Raw genomic sequence first — 20,688 nt, forward strand, 5'->3', positions numbered from 1 at the left:
CGCGCGTGGTTGGTGATGAACGTCCAACCGGTGTGGGGTTCGGGCACTCCGAGCATGGTCGCATTTTAGTGCGCGTCATTGCCGGAACCAGGATACGTGACATACTTTTCCGGTAATCGTTGACTTGATCCCGCGAGGGAGAGCAGAGAAGGGATCGAGGGTGTCCTGCAACCAGGCCGTCACGCCCGCGCTCGACCACGACCGTTCCGAGGATGCGGTGCCGCATGCCGGCGAGCGCGCGCCTGACGGCCCCGGGGTGATCCAGTACGAGTGGCGCGGCGTCTGGGTCGTCGTCGCGCAGGGCTCCTACGACATGCAGTCGGTCGCGCCTCTGGCGAACGCGTTGGACACCGCGGCCGGAAGGTGCTCGAAGGTGGTCCTGGACGTCTCCGGTGTCACCTTCGCGGACTCCTCGTTCCTGAACGTGCTGATCCAGGCCCACCAGGCGACCACCCTGCGCGTGGTGTCGCCGCCACAGCAGCTTCGGCGGCTCTGCGAGATCACCGGGGTCGACGCCGTCCTGGAGACGCGGCCGACGGTCGACGCCGCGGTTCTCTCCTGAGCCGCCGCAGGAGGCCGCTCGGGCCTGCCGCTCCGTCCGTGGTCGGCCCGACTGCGCACCAGAGCGCGCCGGCCGCCCGGCGGCATCACGCCGACCGCCGTGACGGCCGTGGGCCCGGTCGCGAGACAGGGGACCGACGTCCGCGCACCGCCGGTGCGCGGGGCGGCACGCCGTCGGCCGCAACCGGCCGTCGCCCGTTACGAGAACGTCGGCGACCACCCCGGTGGACAAGGTGTGGACGGTCTTGTGCGGCACGTCGACGACGAGTTGCCTGCGGAGCCTGGCCTTCCTGACGGACCCCGCCGGTCGCCGGGGCTTCGCCGTCCGGCCGTCGCGCTCTCCGGCGGCCCGCCCCTGGCGTGAGCCGGCGTACGCGGTGTCGCGCAGGCGTCCGGTGGACCCCGTCGCCCGATCGACGAGGCGGCCCCTTTCGGAACCGGCCGTCTTCGGCCGTCCGGGGCCGCCGTCACCCGGATGACCGACCGACCCGGCCCGCCGATTCTCCCCGCGCCCCAGCTCGCGGGCTCTTCGAACAACAGACCGTGCCTGATGTGGCAAGAGGCGGGTAAGCAGGGCGAAACGGCGCAAAGGAAAGGGGAAGGCCATGCCAGTGGATCCCGAAACCGCCGGAACCAGGCCGGCGGCGGAGCAGGTCGCCGCTTCGCTGATGCGGTTGTGGCAGGAGGCACGTGCGGACGTCGCCCCCACGATCACCGACGAGCAGATGCGCGCCCTGCTCGCCGTGGAGAGCGAGTCGGGCGAACTCGGCATCGCCGTGGCGCTCGGTGTCAGCCCCCCGGCGGCGGCCGGACTCCTCGCCTCGCTGGCACAGCGCACCTTGGTGCGGCGGCTCTCGTCCGGCGCCTTCTCCCTGACCGGCACCGGGAGGCGCGTCCTCGAGGCGACACGCCACCGCCGTCGCCAGCTTCTCGAACAGACGCTGCTGACTGCCCCGCCGCAGGACCGCCGGGTGCTGCGCGACCTGTTCGACCAACTGCACGGGCGTGGGACACGGCTGCCCCTGGTGCCGCGCAGCCGGTCGCCGCTGTGATCGTCTGACGCCCCGTGCGGCGCCGAGGGGGCAGGCCGCCACGCCGACGATCGCTCACCACACCGGTCCGCTACGGCCGAAGCACCGTGAGTTCCTCATGTCGCGGACCGCGCCCCGGCCCACGCGAGCGGCACCGCGCCCCGGCTTCCCCGGCGAGGCCGAGGGCGTCGCTGCCCGCGAGACGTACCTCGCCGTCCGGGAATGGGCGCCGGGAACGAGGGTACAGGGCAGCGGCGACGGCCTGAGGACAGGCGGAAGCGAGGCCGATCGACTGGGAGGATCACCATGACGGCGACCGTGCAGAGTGCCGAACGTGTCCCGTGCGTACCGCAGATCGCGGACCCGTCCAAGGTGGCGCCGAAGGACGCGCGCGAGCTGTCGAAGCTCTTCTTCGACCAGCTCGAGGTGCTGGAAGAGGGCACCGCCGCGTACCAGTACGCGCGCAACACGCTGATCGAGATGAACATGTCCCTGGTCCGCTTCGCGGCCGGCCGGTTCCGCAGCCGCGGAGCCGAGGAGATGGAGGACATCGTCCAGGTCGGCATGATCGGGCTCATCAAGGCCATCGACCGGTTCGAGCTGTCCCGCGAGGTGGAGTTCACCTCCTTCGCTGTTCCGTACATCGTCGGGGAGATCAAGCGCTTCTTCCGTGACACGACCTGGGCCGTCCACGTACCCCGGCGGCTGCAGGAAGCGCGCGTACAACTGGCCAGGGCAACAGAGGAGTTGAGCAGCCGCCTGGGGCGGACTCCGACGGTCGAGGAACTGTCCCAGCTGATGAGCCTGCCGGAGGACGAGGTCGTCGAGGCCCGCCTGGCCTCCAACGGATACAGGTCCGCTTCCCTGGACGCCGCCCTGAACGGCAGCGAGGAAGGCGAAGCGGCCCTGGCGGACTTCATCGGCGACGAGGACGCCGCGCTCGGCCTGGTCGAGGACCTCCACGCCCTCGCACCGATGGTCGCCGAACTCGACGAACGCGACCGGCGGATCATCCACTGGAGGTTCGTCGAGGAGCTCACTCAGAAGGAGATCGGCGAACGCCTGGGCATCTCGCAGATGCACGTGTCACGCCTGATCAGCCGAATGCTCGCCCGCCTCCGTGAGGGCATGCTGAGCTCCGACTGACCGGACGGCCGGCTCCGGCCGGCCCGCGAGGCGCGCTGTGCCGCAGGTCACGCGTGTTCCGGTCCTGTCCACCTGGTTCCCCGGACCACGTCTCGCCGTGAGAATCTGGGCCGGCAAGGGGAGGAGCGCGGAGTGTTCTCGATGGAGGTCGCGGCCGTGGCGCACGGCGTGGCACCGCGTGATGCGGCGGCCCGGTTCACTTCGGCGGCGGGGGAAGGGCTCGTGCCGTCGATGGCCGTTCGTGGGGGTGTGCCGTCGCGCCACCGGGGCGCGCAACGCGACACGACCGGCGTCCAGCCAGCGGCCGGTGCCGACACGAACGAAGGCCAGGTCGGATGACGGGCGCATCGCCGGAGAGGGCCACGGAGCCACGGGGCCGCAGCCTCCTCGCAGGCGGCCGGACCGAGGACGACCTCAGCGCGTTGTTCGGGCAGTCGACGGCCGCTTTCGCGTCCCTGGCCGGGCCGGCCCACGTGCTGGAGGCGGCCAACGCGGCGTTCGTCGAGGCGATCGGCGGTGAGGGCCGGGGCCGTTTCGGGGTGCCCCTGGCAGAATTGGCGCCGGAGCTGGCCGGTCAGGGTTTCATCGCGCTGCTGGACCGGGTCTATCGCTTCGGCGAGCCCTATGCCGCCCGCGACGCCCGGGTGTTGCTGGGTACAGGCGCCGAGGCGCGTGAAGCGTACTTCGACTTCAGCTACGAGCCTCGCAGGGACGCCGACGGCAACGTGACGGGTGTCCGGGTGATCGGGGTGGAGACCACCCGTGTCAAGCAAGCTCAGCTGTTGATGGCCGAGCACCGTGCGCTGTTGGAGCAGATCGCCCGACAGGCTCCCCTGCCGGACGTGCTCGAGGGCATGGCCCGCACCATCGAGGCGCTCGCCCCGGAGCAGGTGCTGGTGTCGGTGCTCCTCGCTGACGAGGACGGACGGCATCTGCGCCACGGCGCAGGCCCGAGCCTGCCCGACTTCTACAACAAGGCCATAGACGGGATCGCGACCGGTGAGGGGGTGGGATCCTGCGGTACCGCGGCGCACCGGCGCCAGATGGTCGTCGTCACGGACATCGCGGCCCACCCGTTCTGGGACGACTTCCGGCATCTGGCCGAGAAGGCCGGCCTCGGCGCCTGCTGGTCGACCCCCATCCTGGCACGCGACGGCAGCCTGCTGGGCACCTTCGCCATGTACCACCGGACGCCGCGTGCGCCCCGGCCGAGCGACCTGGCTCTCGCGCGCCTGTTCGCCGACACCGCCGCGCTGGCCATCGAGCGGCACCGGGCGGAGCAGGGACGGCTGGCAGCCGAGGCGCGAGCGCGGGCGGCCCGGGACGACCTGGCCTTCCTGCTCGACGCCAGCACCGCCCTGGCCTCCGATCTGGATTATGACCAGACACTCCGAAGAGCGGCCGACGCCTGCGTTCCGGCGCTGGCGCCGCTGTGCGCCATAGACGTCCTCGACTCCGGCCGTATCAGGCGGGTCGCCACTGCGGCTTCCGGCCGCCACCGACAGGAACTGCTCTCGTCCCATGTCCCTGTCCACCGCGCGGCCGACGACGTCGTGGCCAGAGTGCTGGCGTCCGGCACCACCGAGGTGGCTCGCCGCACCCCCACCGGTCCGGGGCCCTGGGACGAACTGGGGGTCACCGGCTACCTGTGCGTACCGCTGATGGAGCGTGGAAGAGCATTCGGCGCCCTGACTCTGCTGAGCACCGACGAGCACGTCATCGACGGTCGCAGCGTCGCCCTGGCCGAGGAACTGGCCCGCCGTGCCGCCTCCGCCGCCCGCAACGCCCGTCAGTACACGCAGCGGGTCGCCCTGGCCAGGGACCTGCAGGCCGGCCTGTTGCTGCCCGACCTGCCTGCCATACCCGGTGTCGACCTCGCGGCCCACTATCACCCGGCAGGCGAGGGGCTGGACGTCGGCGGCGACTTCTACGACGTCTTCCCCCTGGAAGACGGCAGATGGGCCTTCACACTGGGCGACGTCTGCGGACGCGGCCCCGTCGCGGCCACCACGACGGCTCTGGTCCGGCACACCGTGCGGGCCATCGCGCCGCTCCTGTCCGAACCGGACGCGGTCGTGAAAGCCGTCAACAAGGCACTGCTCGACCGTCCCCCCAGCCACGGCACGGGATTCGTCACCCTCGTCTACGGCCATCTCTCTGTGGCCGAGGAGGGTCTTGAGATCGCGCTCGTGCGGGCCGGTCACACGCTTCCGCTGGTCCTCGGACCGCGGCGCACCGTGCGTCCGGTCGAGGCGAACGGCCTGTTGCTCGGCGTGTCCGGCGACTGCCGGGTGTCCACGCACCGTCTGCGCCTGCGTCCGCACGAGAGTCTGCTGCTGTACACGGACGGCATCACCGAGGCCCGTGACCGAGACGGTACGGAGTTCGGTGAGGAACGCCTCACCGAACTCCTGACCCGTGTCGGGCCCCGGCCCGCCGCGCACGAGGTCATCGACGCGCTGAACGGGGCGGTGCGCCACTTCACCGGGGGCCGCGGCGTCGACGACGACCAGGCGGCTCTCGTGCTGACCGCCACCGGCCCCCGGGACCGGTGAGTTCGCCGAGGTGCACGGCCCGTCAGGCGCGGCGGCGGCACCGGGGCGCCACCGTGACGGTGGTCAGCCGGTGCCCGTGCCCACGTCTTCGCCCGGGGCCGCGTTCCTCTCGGACAGCGCTGCGCGACCGATCCCGACAGCGCCCGAGCAGACCATCCGAGGCGGTGGGCTCGAGCGACGCAAGCAGTTCGTCGAAGTCCTGCGCACACAAGTCGCCCCGGTAGCCGTCGCGGCGGCGTCCCCGCGCGCTCGCGCCTCGTCACGGGACCCGGCAACGAGCCTTACTCGGAAACGGAGGCGACGGCCTGCTCCGTGCTCGGACGCAGCGTGAAGAACTGGTCGAGTCCTGTGATGTCGAACACGCGCCTGAGGTCGTCGCGCAGACCGGCGATGACCAGCCCGGAACCGGCGGCCTCCGCTCGGTGATGGGCCGTGACGAACACGGTCAGACCGGTGGAGTCGCAGTAGAGCAGGTCCGACACGTCAAGGACCAGGCCGCTGTCGGCGAACGGGAACTCGTCGATCGCCTGGCGCAGGAGCGGGGCGGTGTGGTGGTCCAGTTCGCCGGCGACATGCAGCACCACGAGGTCGGCGCGATGGGGGCGTGGGGTGACGGTGAGGGTGCGTTCTGCGTCGGTCACTGGGCTTCCTGTCCTACGGCGTTCCACGAAACGTCCGGGCGCCGAGGCGGGGCGGTGGCGCGTGGTTTTGGCCGCGCTGGTCCGGTCGAGCACACGGTTCGCTGGTCTATCCTACGGAGTCGCGTCGCTCCCGAGGAGAGGGCACCCGAACTTCCGAACAACAAAAGCTCCAGCTTCCGCTCGTGGGCGCCGCCTGGTGGGGAGCCAGGCACGTCGGCGCGGCCCTTGCCAGGGGAGGGGCTTCACTCCTCCCATGGGGGGAACCCTGAGCGGATGCGCGGCGCGAGGTGGCGGAGTGCGCGACGACCGAGGCAGGACTGGCCGGAGATGAGCGAAGGAGTGTCGCGTGGCACGGCCCGAGAGCGCTGAGCACGAACCCGAGGGGGCGCCGGCCGACGTGTTCGCGGCCGACCCCGAGGTGGGCCGTGACCTCGCCGCGGTGGACTGGACGGTGACGCCGCTGGGGCCGCCGGCCAGTTGGCCGCAGAGTCTGCAGACGGCGGTGAGCATCCTGCTGTCGTCGCGCTTCCCGATGTGGATGGCGTGGGGGCCGGACCTGACGTTCTTCTGCAACGCCGCCTACCGCCGCGACACACTCGGCCAGAAGTACCCGTGGGCGCTGGGCCGGCCCGCCGCCGAGGTGTGGGCGGAGATCTGGGGCGACATCGGGCCCCGGATCGACACCGTGCTCAGGACCGGGCAGGCGACCTGGGACGAAGCGCTGCTGCTGTTCGTGGAGCGTTCCGGATACCCGGAGGAGAGCTACCACACCTTCTCCTACAGCCCGCTGCGCGACGACCACGGCGACGTGGTCGGCATGCTCTGCGTGGTCAGCGAGGACACCGAACGGGTCATCGGCGAACGCCGCATGGCCACACTGCGCGATCTCGGCTCCGACCCCAGCGTCATCCGCACCGAGCACGAGATGTTGTCGTTCGCCGGGCAACAACTCAGCCGCAACCGGCGCGATCTGCCCTTCACACTGACGTATCTGCTGGAGCAGGGCGGCGTGGCGCGACTCGCAGCGACGACGGGCCTGCCCGATCGCCACCCCGCGGCTCCGGACACCGTGGCTTTCGACGACCCTGACGCGGTATGGCCGGCGGCGGCGCTGTCCCGGGCCGAGGTGACGTCGGTGGCCCTGGAGGGCGACCCGTTCACCGGCCTGCCGACCGGCGACTGGGACGAGCCGCCCACCCAGGCACTGGTGGTGCCGCTGCTGCAGCAGGGCGACACACCGTACGGCTTCCTGGTGGCCGCCCTGAACCGGTACCGGGCCCTGGACGACGGCTACCGGGGGTTCATCGAGCTGGTCGCCGGCCACCTCGCCAACGGCGTGGCCTCGGCCCGCAGTTACCAGACGCAGCAACGGCGTGCGGAGGAACTCGCCGAACTCGACAGGGCGAAGACCACCTTCTTCTCCAACATCAGCCACGAGTTCCGGACCCCCCTCACCTTGATCATGGGCCCGGTCGAGGAACTGCGCGCCCGGCTGGAGCAGTCCGACGCCCATGTCCGCGACGAACTGGACATCATCTACCGGAACGGGCTGCGGCTGGGCAAGCTGGTCAACACGCTGCTGGACTTCTCACGCATCGAAGCCGGCCGCATGCAGGCGTGTTACGAGCCGGTGGACCTGGCGGTCATCACCGGCGAACTGGCCAGTGTGTTCCGTTCCGCGATGGACAAGGCCGGTCTGGACTTCCGCGTCGACTGCGCGCAGCTGGGCCGGCCGGTGTACATCGACCGGGGCATGTGGGAGAAGGTGATCCTCAACCTGATCAGCAACGCGCTGAAGTTCACCTTCGAGGGATCCATCCGGGTCACCGTGGGCGAGGAGGGCGGCGACGCGGTGGTCACGGTCGCCGACACCGGCATCGGCGTGCCCCGGGCCGAACTGCCCCGCCTCTTCGAGCGGTTCCACCGCATCGAGAACGCCCGTTCCCGCTCCAACGAGGGCAGTGGCATCGGACTGGCGCTCGTACGTGAACTGGTCGGCCTGCACGGTGGCGTCATCACCGCGGACAGCACGGAGGGCGAGGGTACCCGTTTCACCATCCGTCTGCCCTTCGGCGCCGCGCATCTGCCGTCCGAGTCGGTGGTCCCGGAGGCGACCCGCGGCGTCGTGCCCAGCACCGCTGACCCCTACCTGCAGGAGGCGATGCGCTGGCTGCCGTCCGACACGGCCGGCTCCGTCGTCGAGCAGGCCGTGACCGAGCCGGCCGGAGAGGCCGGGGTCCTGCCGACGGGCCACCCCGCCGTCCGGACACGGGTGTTGGTCGCAGATGACAACGCCGACATGCGCGAGTACCTCACGCGCCTGCTGACCGGGGCCGGTTACGACGTCGACGCCGTCGCCGACGGGCAGGAAGCTCTGGACGCCGTGCGCAGGAGCGCGCCCGACCTGGTGGTGAGCGACGTGATGATGCCGCGCCTGGACGGTCTCCAACTGGTGGCGGCCCTGCGCGGCGATTCGAGGACCGCTTCGGTGCCGGTGCTGCTCCTGTCGGCCAGGGCCGGGCAGGAGGCGTCGATCGAGGGCCTGGAGGCCGGTGCCGACGACTACCTCGTCAAGCCGTTCGCCGCGGCCGAACTCCTGGCCCGGGTACGCGCCAACGTCGAGCTGGCCCGACTGCGGTGGCACCACGCGCGCTGGCGCACCGCGTTGGTGGACTCCCTCCAGGAGGCGTTCTTCGTCTGTGACGAGACCGGCGCCGTCATCGAGATCAACGCGGCGTTCACCGACATCCTCGGCTACGGCCCCGAGGGACTGCCCTATGCGCCGTTCCACCCCTGGTGGCCCGACGCCGACACCGACCCCGAAGCCCACCGGCTCGTGAACGAGGCGTTCGACCAGCTGCTGGGCGCCTCGAAGGGGGCCTACACCATACCCGTCAGGCACCGCGACGGGCACCGGCTCTGGGTGACCGTCACCTTCGCCCAGGCGCAGGACCCCGACAGCGGCCGCGCCGTCACCGTCGGCACCTTCCGCGACGTCACGGCCGAGCACTACGTCATCCAGCGCGAGAGCGCTCTGGCCTCGCTGACCACCAGCCTGTCCCGGGCCACCAGTCTGCCGGAGGCGCTGTCCACCGCTCTCGGGGAACTCAGGACCCTGTGGCGTGCCCGGTGCGTCATGGGGGCCGTCTTCCAGCACGGGGACACGCCGACGCTCACGACCACCGACTCCTGCGCCTGGCAGGACCTGACCGCTGAGCGGCGTCAGTTGCTCACCGGCCTGCGCGAGCACTCCCCGCTCACTCCGGTCGCCGATCACACGGGTGCCGGCATCCTGCTGGAACACCCGCAGGGCCCCCTGGCCCTGTGGATCGACCTCGGCGACAACCGGCCGTTCACCGCCGAGGACCAGCTCCTGTTGTCGTTGCTGGCCGGCCACCTCGCTCAGGGGCTGTCCCGAGCCCATCAGATCGACCAGCAGCGTGAGACGGCCCTCGCCCTGCAGCGCGCCATCCTGGGTCCCTCCCGGCTTCCGGACGGCTTCGCCGTCCGTTACGAGCCGGCGACGCAGCCGCTGGAGGTCGGCGGCGACTGGTACGACACGGTCACCCTGCCCGACGGCCGTATCGGCATCGTGGTGGGTGACTGCGTCGGCCGGGGACTGGAAGCGGCCACTGTCATGGGTCAGCTGCGCAGCGCCTGCCGGGCGTTGCTGCTCCAGGACGCCAGTCCCGCACAGACCCTCATGGCCCTGGACCATTTCGCGGCCGGCATCCCAGGAGCCTCGTGCACCACCGTCTTCTGCGGTGTCCTCGACTCGGGAACCGGCCGTCTGACCTACTCCAGCGCCGGGCACCCACCGGGCATCCTGGTCCACGCCGACGGCACCACCCATCTCCTGGAAGACGGTCGGTCCACCCCGCTGGCAGTCCGTCCCGGCAGGCGGCGCCCTGAAGCGGAGTGTGTGCTTCCGGCCCGCGCGACCCTTCTGCTCTACACCGACGGACTGGTCGAACGCCGCCGCCGCTCCCTGTACGCGGGCATCGGCCAGGCCAGCGAAGCGATCCAGGACGGTCGGGACACCGCGGTCGACGACCTCGCCACGCAGGTCATGGACCGCCTGGCCCCGGCAGACGGGTACGACGACGACGTCGCGCTGCTCCTGTACCGTCACCCGGCGCCGTTGGACATGACGTTCCCGGCCGAATCGTCGCAGCTCGCGCCCGTCCGCAAGGCCCTGCGCAGCTGGCTCGGCCAGTGCGATCTGCCGCCCGGCACCGTGCAGAACATCCTGGTCGCCGCAGGCGAGGCGTGTGCCAACGCCATCGAGCACGGTCATCGTCATGCGCCTGGCGAGAGCGTTCGGCTGCGTGCCGAGGCTCTTGTCGACGATCTGCGCCTGACCGTCGCGGACTCCGGCCGGTGGAAGGCCCCGGAGCCCGAACTCAACGCTCACCGCGGTCGCGGTGTCGCCCTGATGCGTGCCCTGATGCAGCAGGTCACCATCACTCCTGGCCCGTCCGGAACCACCGTCGACATGCACATGAGGATCGCCTGATGACCACCCCGCTCACCCTCACCCCCGGCCGGTGCGCCGACGGTCGGCCTCGTCTGGCGGCCGTCGGGGAGATCGACATGAGCAACATCGGCGTCCTCGCCCAGGCCCTCGACGACACGCCCGGCCCGCTGGTCCTGGATCTGGCCGAAGTGGAATACCTGGACAGCGCGGGGCTGAGCGTGCTGTTCGCCCATGCCGACAGGCTCGAGGTGATCGCCTCCCCCCTGCTCGCACCGGTCCTGCGGATCTCCGGTCTCACCGCTCTCGCCACGGTGCACGGGCTGGGCCCCGACGCCCCCGGCGACCTCCCGTCCCGGGACTGATCTCCGGAGCCGCCCTGCCCCGGCGGCGCTCCAGCGGCGCTGCGGGCAGACGGGCGTGTGCGCGTCGAACGCCCGCCACGCGTAGAGGTCCGCGCAGGTGCCCGCAGCGCGGGGACAACGCTGGTACGGCCGGGGGACGGGAGCGGAGCGCTCACGGGCAGGAGTGCCCGATCGGCGTGGTCCGGGTGAGGACCAGCGGCGGCCGGGCAGGCCGCCGACCTGGACGGACAAGTCGTCGATCTGCCGCACGGCCGCCAGGAACTGGTTCGGAGCCGCGGGCTTGCTCACAGACGCGTTGGCTTGCGGCTTGCGGCTGCGCAGGACGTCCTCCTCGGCGGCCGACGTCGTCAGGACGACGACGGGATGGACGCCGGCTCGGGATCGGACCTGATCTCTCCAGCACCTGACGGCCGTCGTACCGCGCGGTGGACGGAACCCGTCGACCTTCGGCCAGGCGCGTTCCTCGGCGCGTCGTCGAAGGGACACGACTCCTCGCGCTCCGCCACGTCGGACGGGCACGGGGAAGTCCCCGTCGAAGGCGGCCTCCGGGACATCACGCCCACCGGTGGGGTCGGCATGCGCGCCCGGTCGGCACGGCGACGGTCGGCGGCGTCCGGAAGGGGGCGAGCCGGCGTCGGGGAATGCCGCAGCGTCCGCAGGGCATGTTGCATCCCGGGCCCTCGTGGCAGCCCGCGACGGACCGCCTTCAGGCTAGCGAGGAGAGATACGGAGTGATCGACGGCAGACAGGCAGTCCCCGTGCGTGGGGCCGCACCGGACATGGCGGCGCGCAAGCAGCGGCTGCGCCGCCGTCTGGAGCGGCTCATCGGGGTGGCCGCCACGGAGGGGAACGAACTCGTCCCCCTGCGCAACGGGGACGCCATCTTTCCCGCGATGCTGGCAGCCATTCGTTCGGCGCGGCACACGATCGACATGATGACCTTCGTCTACTGGCGTGGGCAGATCGCCCGGGACTTCGCCGTGGCGCTCGCCGACCGCGCCCGCACGGGGGTTCGCGTCCGGCTGCTGCTGGACGGCTTCGGTGCGAAGGCCATAGAGGGGCGACTGCTCGATCTCATGGACGATGCGGGGGTGCAGGTGGCCTGGTTCCGCAAGCCCGTCTGGCTCTCTCCGTTCAAGCAGAACCACCGCTGCCACCGAAAGGCGCTCATAGTCGACGAGCACACGGCGTTCACCGGCGGCGTCGGTATCGCGGAGGAGTGGTGCGGTGACGCCCGCACCCCGGACGAGTGGCGCGACACCCACGTCCAGGTCCGCGGCCCGGCCGTGGACGGCATCGCGGCGGCGTTCGCGCAGAACTGGGCCGAGTGCCATGACGAGCTCTTCGACGACCGCGACCGCTTCACCGAACACCGCCAGGTGGGTACGTCGATCGTTCAGGTCGTGCGCGGTTCGGCCAGCATCGGCTGGCAGGACATGCAGACCCTCGTCCGCGTGATGCTGACCTCCGCCGAGGAGCGGTTTCGCCTGGCCACCGCCTATTTCGCCCCCGACCCCTATTTCATCGACCTGCTGTGCCGCACCGCACGGCGCGGAGTGCGCGTGGAGATCCTGCTTCCCGGCGCGCACACCGACCAGCGTGCCTGCCAGTTGGCCGGCCAGCACCACTACACGCGGCTGCTGGAGGCGGGCGTGCGCATCCGGCAGTACCAGCCGACCATGATGCACGCCAAGATCATCACCGTGGACGCGGTCGCCTCTCTCATCGGCTCCACCAACTTCAACCGCCGGTCCATGGACCACGACGAGGAGGTCATGCTCGCAGTCCTGGACGAGGACTTCACCGCGGCGCTCGACCGGGACTACGACGCGGACCTCCGGGTCAGCGAGGACATCGACCTGGCGCGCTGGCGGCGCCGGGCCGTGCTCCAGCGTGCCAGGGAAGCCGCTGTGACCCCGATCCGGCGGTTCCTCTGAGAGCCGGCGAGCGTTCCCCGCCGGGCGGAGCGCCGGTGCTCGCCCCGGAGCGGCCCACCTATTTGCCGTTTGACAACAATGGCCTCATGGCAAGAAAGTGGCGGTGTCGTGCCTGCGTGGGGGAGGGTGGGGAATGTTCAGGTGGGCTCAGGCCGCCTCGTGCGCCCGCCACCGACGATTCACGCCGTCGGGGCCTTCGGGAGGCCGGCCCGGCGTTCAGGCCGTCCGCTCGTCGGGCTGCTGGGCGTTGTCGTGCATCTGCAGCGCCGCCGCACGACAGAACGCGTCCAGCCCTTCCAGCAGTGCCGTTCGCTTGGCCGCGGGCATCAGGGCCAGTACCGCCTGCACTTCCTGCTCCCGGCGGGCCCGGAGGTCGTCGAGGAACGCGCGGCCCCGGGTGCTGAGGTGCAGCCGCACCTCACGCCGGTCGGCCGCGCTGACCACCCGTTCGACGAGGCCGGCGGCGACCAGGCGGTCGCACAGCCGACTGGTGGACGGGGGCGTCGACGCCAGGGCGTCGCTGAGTGTGCGCAGGTTGATGCCGTCCTGGTGCTCCAGCGTGAGAAGGACCCGCATCTGGGAGGCGGACGCCGGGGCGGTGGAGGCGCGGCCCCACAGGACTTCCAGCAGCTCTCCGGCCGTCGCGGTCACTCGGGCGACCTCGACGGGCTCCGGATACGGACGGAAAGCAGCCACTGTCACACTCTCGCAGGCACTGGGACGGCTGCCAGCCTACTAGGAGTCCGCGGCGCCGAAAGGTGGTTCGCACACCTGGGACGGTTCCGCCGCGACTGATTCGCATGACCTCGATGCCCGGGGAGGTCGGTAAGTGTCCGTCGAATGATTGGTGTAATCAGTACTGTGAACAGATTTGTCGCCGTCGAGCGTGCCTTGCGCACGGCGGCACCCCATGAGTTGCTGGACGCGGTCCGCCGTGTCCTGGTCGAGGAATACGGCGCCGAGTCCGTGGAGCTGTTCCTGGCGGACTACGGTCTGACCGTCCTCCAACCGGTGTCCGTGCTGCCGCTGACCGCCGACCCGCTGTCTGTGCACAACAGCGTGGAGGGCAGGGCTTTCGGGGCGCAGGAACCGGTCGTCGAGCCGGCCGCCGGCGGCTGCGTGCGTGTGCACCTTCCGGTCAGTGTGCGGGGGGACCGGCTCGGTGTGCTGTCCGTGACCCTGCCGGGCGGAGACGGAGTACAGAATCTGCTGGGCGAACTCGCGGACGTCGCGGAGGTGCTCGGTCACGAGGTGGTCGTCGCCGAGCGGGACACCGACGTCTATCTGCAGGCGCGGCGCAGGGACCGGCTCACCCTGGCCGCGGAGATGCAGTGGCACCTGCTGCCGGGGCGTTCCTGCTCTCGTCCCGAGTACGAACTCGGCGCGCAGCTGGAGCCCGCGTACGCGATCTTCGGAGACAACTTCGACTGGTCCGCCACGGCCGACCGTCTGATGCTGTACGTGACCAACGGCATGGGGGAGGGTATCGAGGCCTCGCTGCTCACGAACCTGGCGATCAGCGCCCTGCGCAACGCCCGCCGCGCCGGCCTCGCCATCGACGACCAGGCCGCCCTGGCGGACCAGGCGGTGTACGCCCACTACCGGGGTCGCTGCTACCTGTCGGTGCTGATGTTCGACTTCGACCTGGCTACGGGCCGCGCCAAGGTCGTGGACGCCGGTTCCCCGCGCCTGCTGCGGCTGCGTGGCGGCACGGTGGAATCCGTCGCCCTCGAAGCCCAGCTCCCGCTCGGCATGTTCGAGGAGACCGACTACGTGGTCCAGGAGTTCCAGGCCGAGCCCGGCGATCGCCTGGTCTTCGTCAGCGACGGTGTGTACGCGGTGGCCGGCCCCGGGGGCGAGGCCTACGGGGACGCCGCGCTCGCACGGGCGATCCAGGCGACCCGGCTCCTGCCCGCCGCCGAGGTCCCGCGCGCCATCCTGCGCGAACTCACCGGGCACCGGGGCCGAGCGGTCCCCGAGGACGACGCCTTGGTGGTCTGCCTCGACTGGCACGGCCGCTGACCCGGCCGGGCACCGTTCCGGGCGGCCGGGTGTTGTTCACGGCGCGCTTCGGACGCTAACGTTGCCATGTGGCAATGATTGCCGCCTGGTCGACGGAGGCCGAACGACGGCCGCCGAGCCCGACGCAAGAGGTGACGATGAAGGTGCCGGAGGAAGAGGTGGTCGTGTCGGCCGGCCTTCTGGCCCACCCCGCCCGGCGCCGCCCCGCGGTCGCCGCGCCGCCCGGCCGCCGACCGGTGACCAGCCCGTTCGAGGACATCGGCGGACGCCCCGGGTCGCGGACCGGGACCGGCCGTCCGGGGCACGCGTACTCCGGCCGGGCGGCGTCGTCCGCGGCACCCCGGGTGTCCGGTGGCGGCGCGGTGGTGAACGCGGCGACCGGCCCGCGGGACGCCGGGCGCCGGGCCGGTCCCGGGCGGGGCGGCACCGGCGCGTCCGTGAGCGCCCGTCCGTCCCCGGCGCGTCCGTGGTGATCGCGCCCGACGTCCGGACGATCACGTCGGCCGCCGAGGCGGCCCGCGCCCGCGTCGAGGCCGGGCGCCTCGCTGCCGCCCTGGGAGCGCCGGAGGTGGAACGGGCCCGCTTCCTCACCGCGCTCACCGCACGCCTGCGTGAGCATCTCGCCGGGGGCGGTGCGGAGCTCACGCTCACCGTACGGGAAGGCGCGAGCGGCGAGCAGCGGCTGATGGGGGCCTCCGTGCGGGCCGCCCCGCCCGCCCGGCCGGCCACGGACGAGGCGCCGCCGTGGCGGCTCACGCTCGCCTGCCCCGGCTCCACGAGGAGAGGCGCGTCCCTCGCGGCCGCGGCCGGGCGCCCCGTCGACGCGGCCCAGAGCGTCCTCGGGGCGGACGAGGAGACCGCGGCGGTCCTCCGCAGGCTTGACCAGGTGGAGACGCTCGTCCGCCTGCACCGCGAGGAACTGCACCAGACCAACCAGGGCGTGTTGGCCCTGCACGCGGAACTGGCCGCGGCCGCCGCCACCCAGCGGGCACTGCTCGAAGCCGAACGGACCGCACGCGCGCAAGCGGAGTCGGCACGGCGTCTGCTCGCCTTCCTGGCCGACGCCAGCGCGGCCGTCACGGCATCCCTCGACCACGAGGACATCGTGCGGCGCCTTTCCGGGCTGCTCGTTCCCGAGTACGCCGGTCAGGTCGACGTCTGGCTCTTCGACGACGAGCGGGCAGCCGGCGCCACCGCGCGCCCGGAGGCCGCGCTCGCCGCCGCCCGCACCGATCGTCCCCAGCACACCGGGCCGGACCCAGGCGCGCCCCCTCGGGCCGGCGGTCACCCGCGCTCCGCGCCGGACGCCAGCGGGTCCGTCCTGAGCATCCCGCTCACCACCCGCCGGACCCTGGGCGTACTGACGCTGACCGCGCCCGGCGACCGGTACGACACGGACACCCGAGTCATGCTGATCGAACTGGCCCGTCGCACCGCCATCGCCCTGGACCACGCCCTGCGCTACGCGCAGCATCGCGACACCGCCGAGGCACTGCAGCGCGCTCAGCTCACCGACCTGCCCGTCGTCGACGGCCTGCGCCTCGCGGCCCGGTACCTGCCCGCCACACGCGGACTGAACATCGGCGGCGACTGGTACGACGCCTTCACCCAGCCGGACGGCAGCCTCCTGGCCGTGATGGGCGACGTCACCGGGCACGGGCTGCGCGCCGCTGTGATCATGGGCCAGCTCCGCACCGCCCTGCGCGCCTACGCCGTGGAGGGCGACGGCCCGGCCCGGATCCTCACCCGGCTCCACCGCATGCTGCGCCACCAGCAGCCGAACCTGTACGCGACCGTCACCATCGCCCGCTTCCGGCCGGGTGACCCCCACGTCGTGTGGGCCGCCGCCGGACACCCGCCCGGTGTGGTCCGCGATCCCGGGGGAGGAGTTCGTGTCCTGGACGCCAGACCCGGTGTCATGCTGGGCGTCCCCGTGCCCTTCGAGTACCGGGACCACGCGGCGGAGCTGCCGCCCGGCTCGATGCTCGTCCTGTACACCGACGGCCTGGTGGAGCGACGCACGCGCGGCATCGACTCGGGCATCGCGCTGCTCGGCCGAACTCTGGCCGCAGTGGACGAAGCCGCGCTGGAGGACCTGGACAGATGCGCCGAGTCCCTGCTCGAGCCGGTGGCTCCCGAGTCCGAACGCGACGACGACGTCTGCATCCTGCTGTGCCACGTCCCCGCCGTCGCGAAGCGGGACCCTGCCCGTTCACGGCCCCCGCAGCAGACCGGGACGCTGTCGGCGACGCCCGGGGCCGAGTCCCGTCGCGGCAGCGCGGAGGCAGCGGGGCGTGCGGGCGGGCGCCGTCAGGTCCTCTGAACGTTCCCGTCCGCAGGACGCCGGCCGCGAGCGGCACCTCCCCACCCGTCGGCCGCCACCGCCGCTTCTCCGTCGGCCGGGGGTCACGACAGGTCGAGGCCAGCCGGCCTCCCGCGGCCCACCGCGGTCCCACCGTTAAGTCCGACGGCGCCGACCGGCTGGGGGCTCGCACGGCGGCCGGAGCGGGACCGTAATCTGTGATCATGACCGAAACCTTCCTTCCGACGCCCACTGAAGCCTTCGAAACCCTCCTGGCCGGCAACCGGCGATTCGTCGCGGGTACACCGGAGCATCCGAACCAGGACGCCGCCCGCCGCTCGGAGATCGCACCGGCCCAGCAGCCGTTCGCGGTGCTGTTCGGATGTGCCGATTCCCGGCTGGCCGCCGAGATCATCTTCGACCGGGGGCTGGGCGACCTGTTCGTGGTCCGCACCGCCGGGCACGTCATGGGCCCCGAGGTGCTCGGCAGCATCGAGTACGGTGTGAGCGTGCTCGGCGCCCCGCTGGTCGTGGTGCTCGGGCACGATGCCTGCGGCGCTGTGGCCGCCGCTCGCTCAGCCGTCGAGGACGGAGCAGCCGCGGGCGGCTACGTGCGCGACGTGGTCGAGAAGGTGACCCCGAGCGTGCTCGCCGCCCGCGCCGCCGGCCACACCGAGGACGCGGACTTCATCGACGAGCAGGTGCGGCACACCGTCGACCTGCTGCTCGACCGTTCGCGCGCCCTCGCGGAAGCGGTCGCATCCGGGAAGTCCGCGGTCGTCGGGCTCTCCTACCGGCTCGCCGACGGCACCGCTCGCCCGGTCACCGCTCGCGGCATCGACCTGCCCGTGGGCTCTGGGTCGTAACCCTCCCGGTCCCGGCGGGACGGCCGCAGACGGTGCCCGTCCGCGGGTCCGGAGGGACCTGCCGCCGTGCTCGGAGCGCGGGGCCCGCTCGGCGGCGATTCCTGGCAGTCGCTTCCGGGCGGGCCGGCCGGCATCTCCTGGCGCGGACCAGCCGGACACAGTCGGTGACGGACAGGCAAATCACGCGTCAGGGTGTGAGGTGGAGCGCGTGTTGACGCGGCGGGGGAACCCTTGCTCCCCCCATGCCCGCGACTCGACGTTTCGGCCCTGATCCGGGCGGGCGTGGACAGGACAAGGAATGCCTCTCCCAGTCGGTCCGGGATGTTCTTGACGGTCCCCGCGCGGATACCCGCCCGGGCGCCGGGCACACCGGGAGGGAGCAGCGGGACGCCGTCGGTCACCTCGGCCGGCGCCGGGAGCCCGGCGTCGACCCCGGGTCTCGCACCGCCGGCGGCCGGCAGCGGCCCGCACCGGCGAGACGGCGGGCGGGTGGTGCCGGTCGCCACGAGCACGCGCACCTGCACCGGAGCGGTGGCGGCGGGAGGAGAGGTCTCACACGGGCGTGCCGGTGCCAAGCAGTCCGACGTTCGGTCTCGACGCCACGCATCGCACGCAGCAGTTCCTCCATCGAGCGCTGGTCCTCGGGGATCAGCGCCACGATGTCCCGGTCCGGTGTCGTTCGTGGGCGTTGCCCTGGCGCAGTCGCGCCGTCGGGACCGCCGTCGGGGTCAGGCGCTGTCCGCGCGGAACTGCCGGGTGTCCCGGCCGGGGCGGTAGGCGGAGTCGCGCAGTTGACGGGCCCGGGCGACGGCTTCCGCCGGCGTCGAAGTGAGGAACAGGACGGAGTCGAGCCCGAGGATGTCCAGGCGCCACCGCAGGTGCTCGTCGGGCACGGCGACGAGCAGCGCGCCGCCCGCCGAGTCGAAGCGCTGCCGGAGGTCAAGGAGAACCGTGATGCCGATGGAGTCCATGTAGGCGACCGGTGAGGTGTCCAGGACCAGGTAACGGCAACCGTCGTCGCACAGACGCTCGCCCGCGGCGCGCACCTCGCCGCCGGTGTGGAGGTCGACGTCCTTCGGGAGAGCGGCCACCGCAAGATCCTCGGCGCGGCTGATCAGCGTGAGCACGAACTTCCCTCCGTTGCGCCTGTGTCTGCGGCAGTTCGGTCACACGACCGGGAATCACCGCTCGTCGTCTCTTCCCGCATACCCGCAGAACCGGCCCGCGCACCGCGTCACCGAGCGTCATGCTGTCCGATCCTCTCGCGTGCGAGCGTGAACCGGAGCGGAGGGCGTTCGCGCGGTGCCGGCCGGGCCCCGGATGCCCGGCGACGGACCCGTCGCCGGGCATCCGGGGCCGGACGTACGGACCGTCGCGGAGCGGCGCCCCGCGAGGGGATCACCGTCCCGCCCGGCCCCGCAGGTGCAGCGCGCGCAGGACCGTCTCCAGAGCGAAGCGGTGGTCGGGATCGGTGAGGCGGTCGCCGAGGCGGGCGTCGAGGCTCCGCAGCCGGTAGCGGACCGTCTGGGCGTGCACGCCGAGCATCTCGCCGACCTGTTCCGCGGTGCCCCGTGTGGACACGTGGACGCGCAGGGTGTCCAGGAGCCGGTCCCGCCGGCTGGCGGGCAGTTCGCGCAGCGGGGCCAGTTCCCTGGCCGCCACCTGCGACATGAGGGGCGGGTCGGACAGCAGCCAGAGGGTCACCAGATGGTCCTCGCAGCAGATCAGCGGAGCGTCGTCCAGGACGCCCTCGTCGACCAGCTGCAGCACGCGCCGGGCCCAGCGGACCGAGTCGGCCGCCTGGTCGTGCGGCACGGTCAGGCCCACCGCGGCGTGCGTGCCGGCCAGGGCCGTCTCCAGCATCGCCCGGCGCTGCGGCGTCAGGGACCCCGGGAAGAGCAGATGCGGCTGGGGGATGTCCAGATCGGCCAGGACGTCGCCCGCCAGCCGCGGCTCCAGGTGTTCGGACACGGGTGCGCGCAGCGCGACGAGTGTGACCTCGGAGGGCAGTGGCCAGGCGGCGGCCTCGCACAGGTCCATGACGGTCGACTGGGACAGCGGCGGGGCCGCGAGGATCAGGTGGAGCAACTTCCTGCGCACCGCCGAGACTTCGGAGGCGGCCCGGGACTGCACCTCGATGTAGCCCTCGCGGGAGATGGCCTCGAGTTCCTCCACGTAGGCGAACAGGGCGTCGGCGAACGCCAGGACGACGGCGGCGGAGAGATGGTGGTGCCGGCCCACGGCCTTGGCCCGGCGCAGGGCGACACGTGCGCCGAGCCGGTACGCGCCCTGGAGGGTGCCCAGGTCGCGGCCTTCGTACGCTTCCACCCGCCCGAACTTGCGCAGCAGTTCGTCGCGCAGCTCCGAGTCCTTGCCCGGTTCGGCCACCCGGTCCACGAAGGCGGACAGGGCCTGCTCGACGCCCTGGCGGATGGCGTCCGCGTTCGGTCCGTTGAGCAGCCGGCCGTACACCGGATAGGCGCGGACGACCTCCAGTCGTATCTCCTTCAGGAGCCCGGGTAACTCCGGTCTTATGAGGGCCGCGAACTCCCTGGGCAGGGGGTCGAGCGGTTCTCCGAGTCCCGGTGGCCTCATGGTCGAAGGCATGGGTCTGTCGTTCCTCGCTCTCGACGCGCCTGGTGGGGAGAGCGGCCGGTGTCACCCGCCCGAGGACGGGTGACACCGGCCGGTCGTCAGGTGCATGCCTGTGTGGAAGGTGAAGTTAATTCAACTCCTTCGCGATGTGCACCAGTCGCGCACACATTTGTGCCGTGCGAGGGCGGCAGCG

15 protein-coding genes and 1 pseudogene are annotated in these 20,688 nt (G+C 72.0%); 11 read left to right on the top strand and 5 right to left on the bottom strand.

The features are described 5' to 3' along the window. Positions 1-160: 160 nt before the first annotated feature. From AB0N63_RS15810 to AB0N63_RS15830, 5 genes are all read left to right on the top strand, one after another. Entirely contained in the window at positions 161-562 is a 402-nt protein-coding gene (locus tag AB0N63_RS15810; RefSeq protein ID WP_365529347.1) for an STAS domain-containing protein, read from the top strand. 604 nt (positions 563-1,166) lie between these two features. Next, the gene (locus tag AB0N63_RS15815) at positions 1,167-1,613 is read left to right on the top strand and encodes a hypothetical protein (protein WP_365529349.1); all 447 of its coding nucleotides are present in this window, start codon (positions 1,167-1,169) and stop codon (positions 1,611-1,613) included. 285 nt (positions 1,614-1,898) lie between these two features. After that, a complete protein-coding gene (locus AB0N63_RS15820) occupies positions 1,899-2,738 on the top strand; it encodes an RNA polymerase sigma factor SigF (RefSeq protein ID WP_365529351.1) in 840 nt (279 codons plus the stop codon). Between the two features lie 132 nt (positions 2,739-2,870). Further along, a complete protein-coding gene (locus tag AB0N63_RS15825) occupies positions 2,871-3,077 on the top strand; it encodes a hypothetical protein (RefSeq protein ID WP_365529353.1) in 207 nt (68 codons plus the stop codon). Further along, positions 3,074-5,293, top strand: coding sequence for a SpoIIE family protein phosphatase (locus tag AB0N63_RS15830; RefSeq protein WP_365529355.1), 2,220 nt, complete (start codon positions 3,074-3,076; stop codon positions 5,291-5,293). Before AB0N63_RS15825 ends, AB0N63_RS15830 begins: the two co-directional genes overlap by 4 nt. Positions 5,294-5,574: 281 nt before the next feature. Here the strand turns inward: AB0N63_RS15830 and AB0N63_RS15835 are convergent, their stop codons facing one another. Beyond that, positions 5,575-5,934 (bottom strand): STAS domain-containing protein, encoded by a 360-nt coding sequence (locus tag AB0N63_RS15835; protein ID WP_365529357.1) that lies wholly within the window; start codon positions 5,932-5,934, stop codon positions 5,575-5,577. A gap of 532 nt (positions 5,935-6,466) precedes the next feature. Between AB0N63_RS15835 and AB0N63_RS15840 the strand changes: the two genes are divergently transcribed. Both AB0N63_RS15840 and AB0N63_RS15845 read left to right on the top strand, forming a co-directional pair. Further along, entirely contained in the window at positions 6,467-10,450 is a 3,984-nt protein-coding gene (locus AB0N63_RS15840) for a SpoIIE family protein phosphatase (RefSeq protein WP_365529760.1), read from the top strand. After that, on the top strand, positions 10,450-10,773 hold the full coding sequence (locus AB0N63_RS15845) for an STAS domain-containing protein (RefSeq protein ID WP_365529359.1): 324 nt from the start codon (positions 10,450-10,452) through the stop codon (positions 10,771-10,773). Before AB0N63_RS15840 ends, AB0N63_RS15845 begins: the two co-directional genes overlap by 1 nt. Positions 10,774-10,971: 198 nt before the next feature. On the opposite strand, the pseudogene AB0N63_RS15850 reads toward AB0N63_RS15845, so the two are convergent. After that, positions 10,972-11,194, bottom strand: a pseudogene (locus AB0N63_RS15850) (response regulator); the annotation flags it as partial. A gap of 358 nt (positions 11,195-11,552) precedes the next feature. Here AB0N63_RS15850 and AB0N63_RS15855 point away from each other — a divergent pair. Then, the gene (locus tag AB0N63_RS15855; RefSeq protein ID WP_365529762.1) at positions 11,553-12,710 is read left to right on the top strand and encodes a phospholipase D-like domain-containing protein; all 1,158 of its coding nucleotides are present in this window, start codon (positions 11,553-11,555) and stop codon (positions 12,708-12,710) included. 216 nt (positions 12,711-12,926) lie between these two features. Here the strand turns inward: AB0N63_RS15855 and AB0N63_RS15860 are convergent, their stop codons facing one another. Beyond that, the gene (locus AB0N63_RS15860) at positions 12,927-13,412 is read right to left on the bottom strand and encodes a MarR family transcriptional regulator (protein ID WP_365529361.1); all 486 of its coding nucleotides are present in this window, start codon (positions 13,410-13,412) and stop codon (positions 12,927-12,929) included. Positions 13,413-13,571: 159 nt separating this feature from the next. On the opposite strand from AB0N63_RS15860, the gene AB0N63_RS15865 reads away from it, so the two are divergent. From AB0N63_RS15865 to AB0N63_RS15875, 3 genes are all read left to right on the top strand, one after another. Beyond that, positions 13,572-14,732 (top strand): PP2C family protein-serine/threonine phosphatase, encoded by a 1,161-nt coding sequence (locus AB0N63_RS15865; protein WP_365529363.1) that lies wholly within the window; start codon positions 13,572-13,574, stop codon positions 14,730-14,732. A 466-nt stretch (positions 14,733-15,198) separates the two neighbouring features. Continuing rightward, positions 15,199-17,055, top strand: coding sequence for a GAF domain-containing SpoIIE family protein phosphatase (locus tag AB0N63_RS15870; protein WP_365529365.1), 1,857 nt, complete (start codon positions 15,199-15,201; stop codon positions 17,053-17,055). A 203-nt stretch (positions 17,056-17,258) separates the two neighbouring features. Next, positions 17,259-17,900, top strand: a complete 642-nt coding sequence (locus tag AB0N63_RS15875) for a carbonic anhydrase (RefSeq protein WP_365529367.1) — start codon at positions 17,259-17,261, stop codon at positions 17,898-17,900. Between the two features lie 728 nt (positions 17,901-18,628). Here AB0N63_RS15875 and AB0N63_RS15880 read toward each other — a convergent pair. Next, positions 18,629-19,027: an STAS domain-containing protein gene (locus tag AB0N63_RS15880; RefSeq protein ID WP_365529369.1), complete on the bottom strand. Its 399-nt coding sequence runs from the start codon at positions 19,025-19,027 to the stop codon at positions 18,629-18,631. A gap of 271 nt (positions 19,028-19,298) precedes the next feature. Then, entirely contained in the window at positions 19,299-20,507 is a 1,209-nt protein-coding gene (locus AB0N63_RS15885) for a helix-turn-helix domain-containing protein (RefSeq protein WP_365529371.1), read from the bottom strand. Positions 20,508-20,688 lie beyond the last annotated feature (181 nt).

Origin of the sequence: Streptomyces sp. NPDC093260, from assembly GCF_040683715.1 — a bacterium.
GTDB classification, from domain to species: Bacteria; Actinomycetota; Actinomycetes; order Streptomycetales; family Streptomycetaceae; genus Streptomyces; species Streptomyces sennicomposti.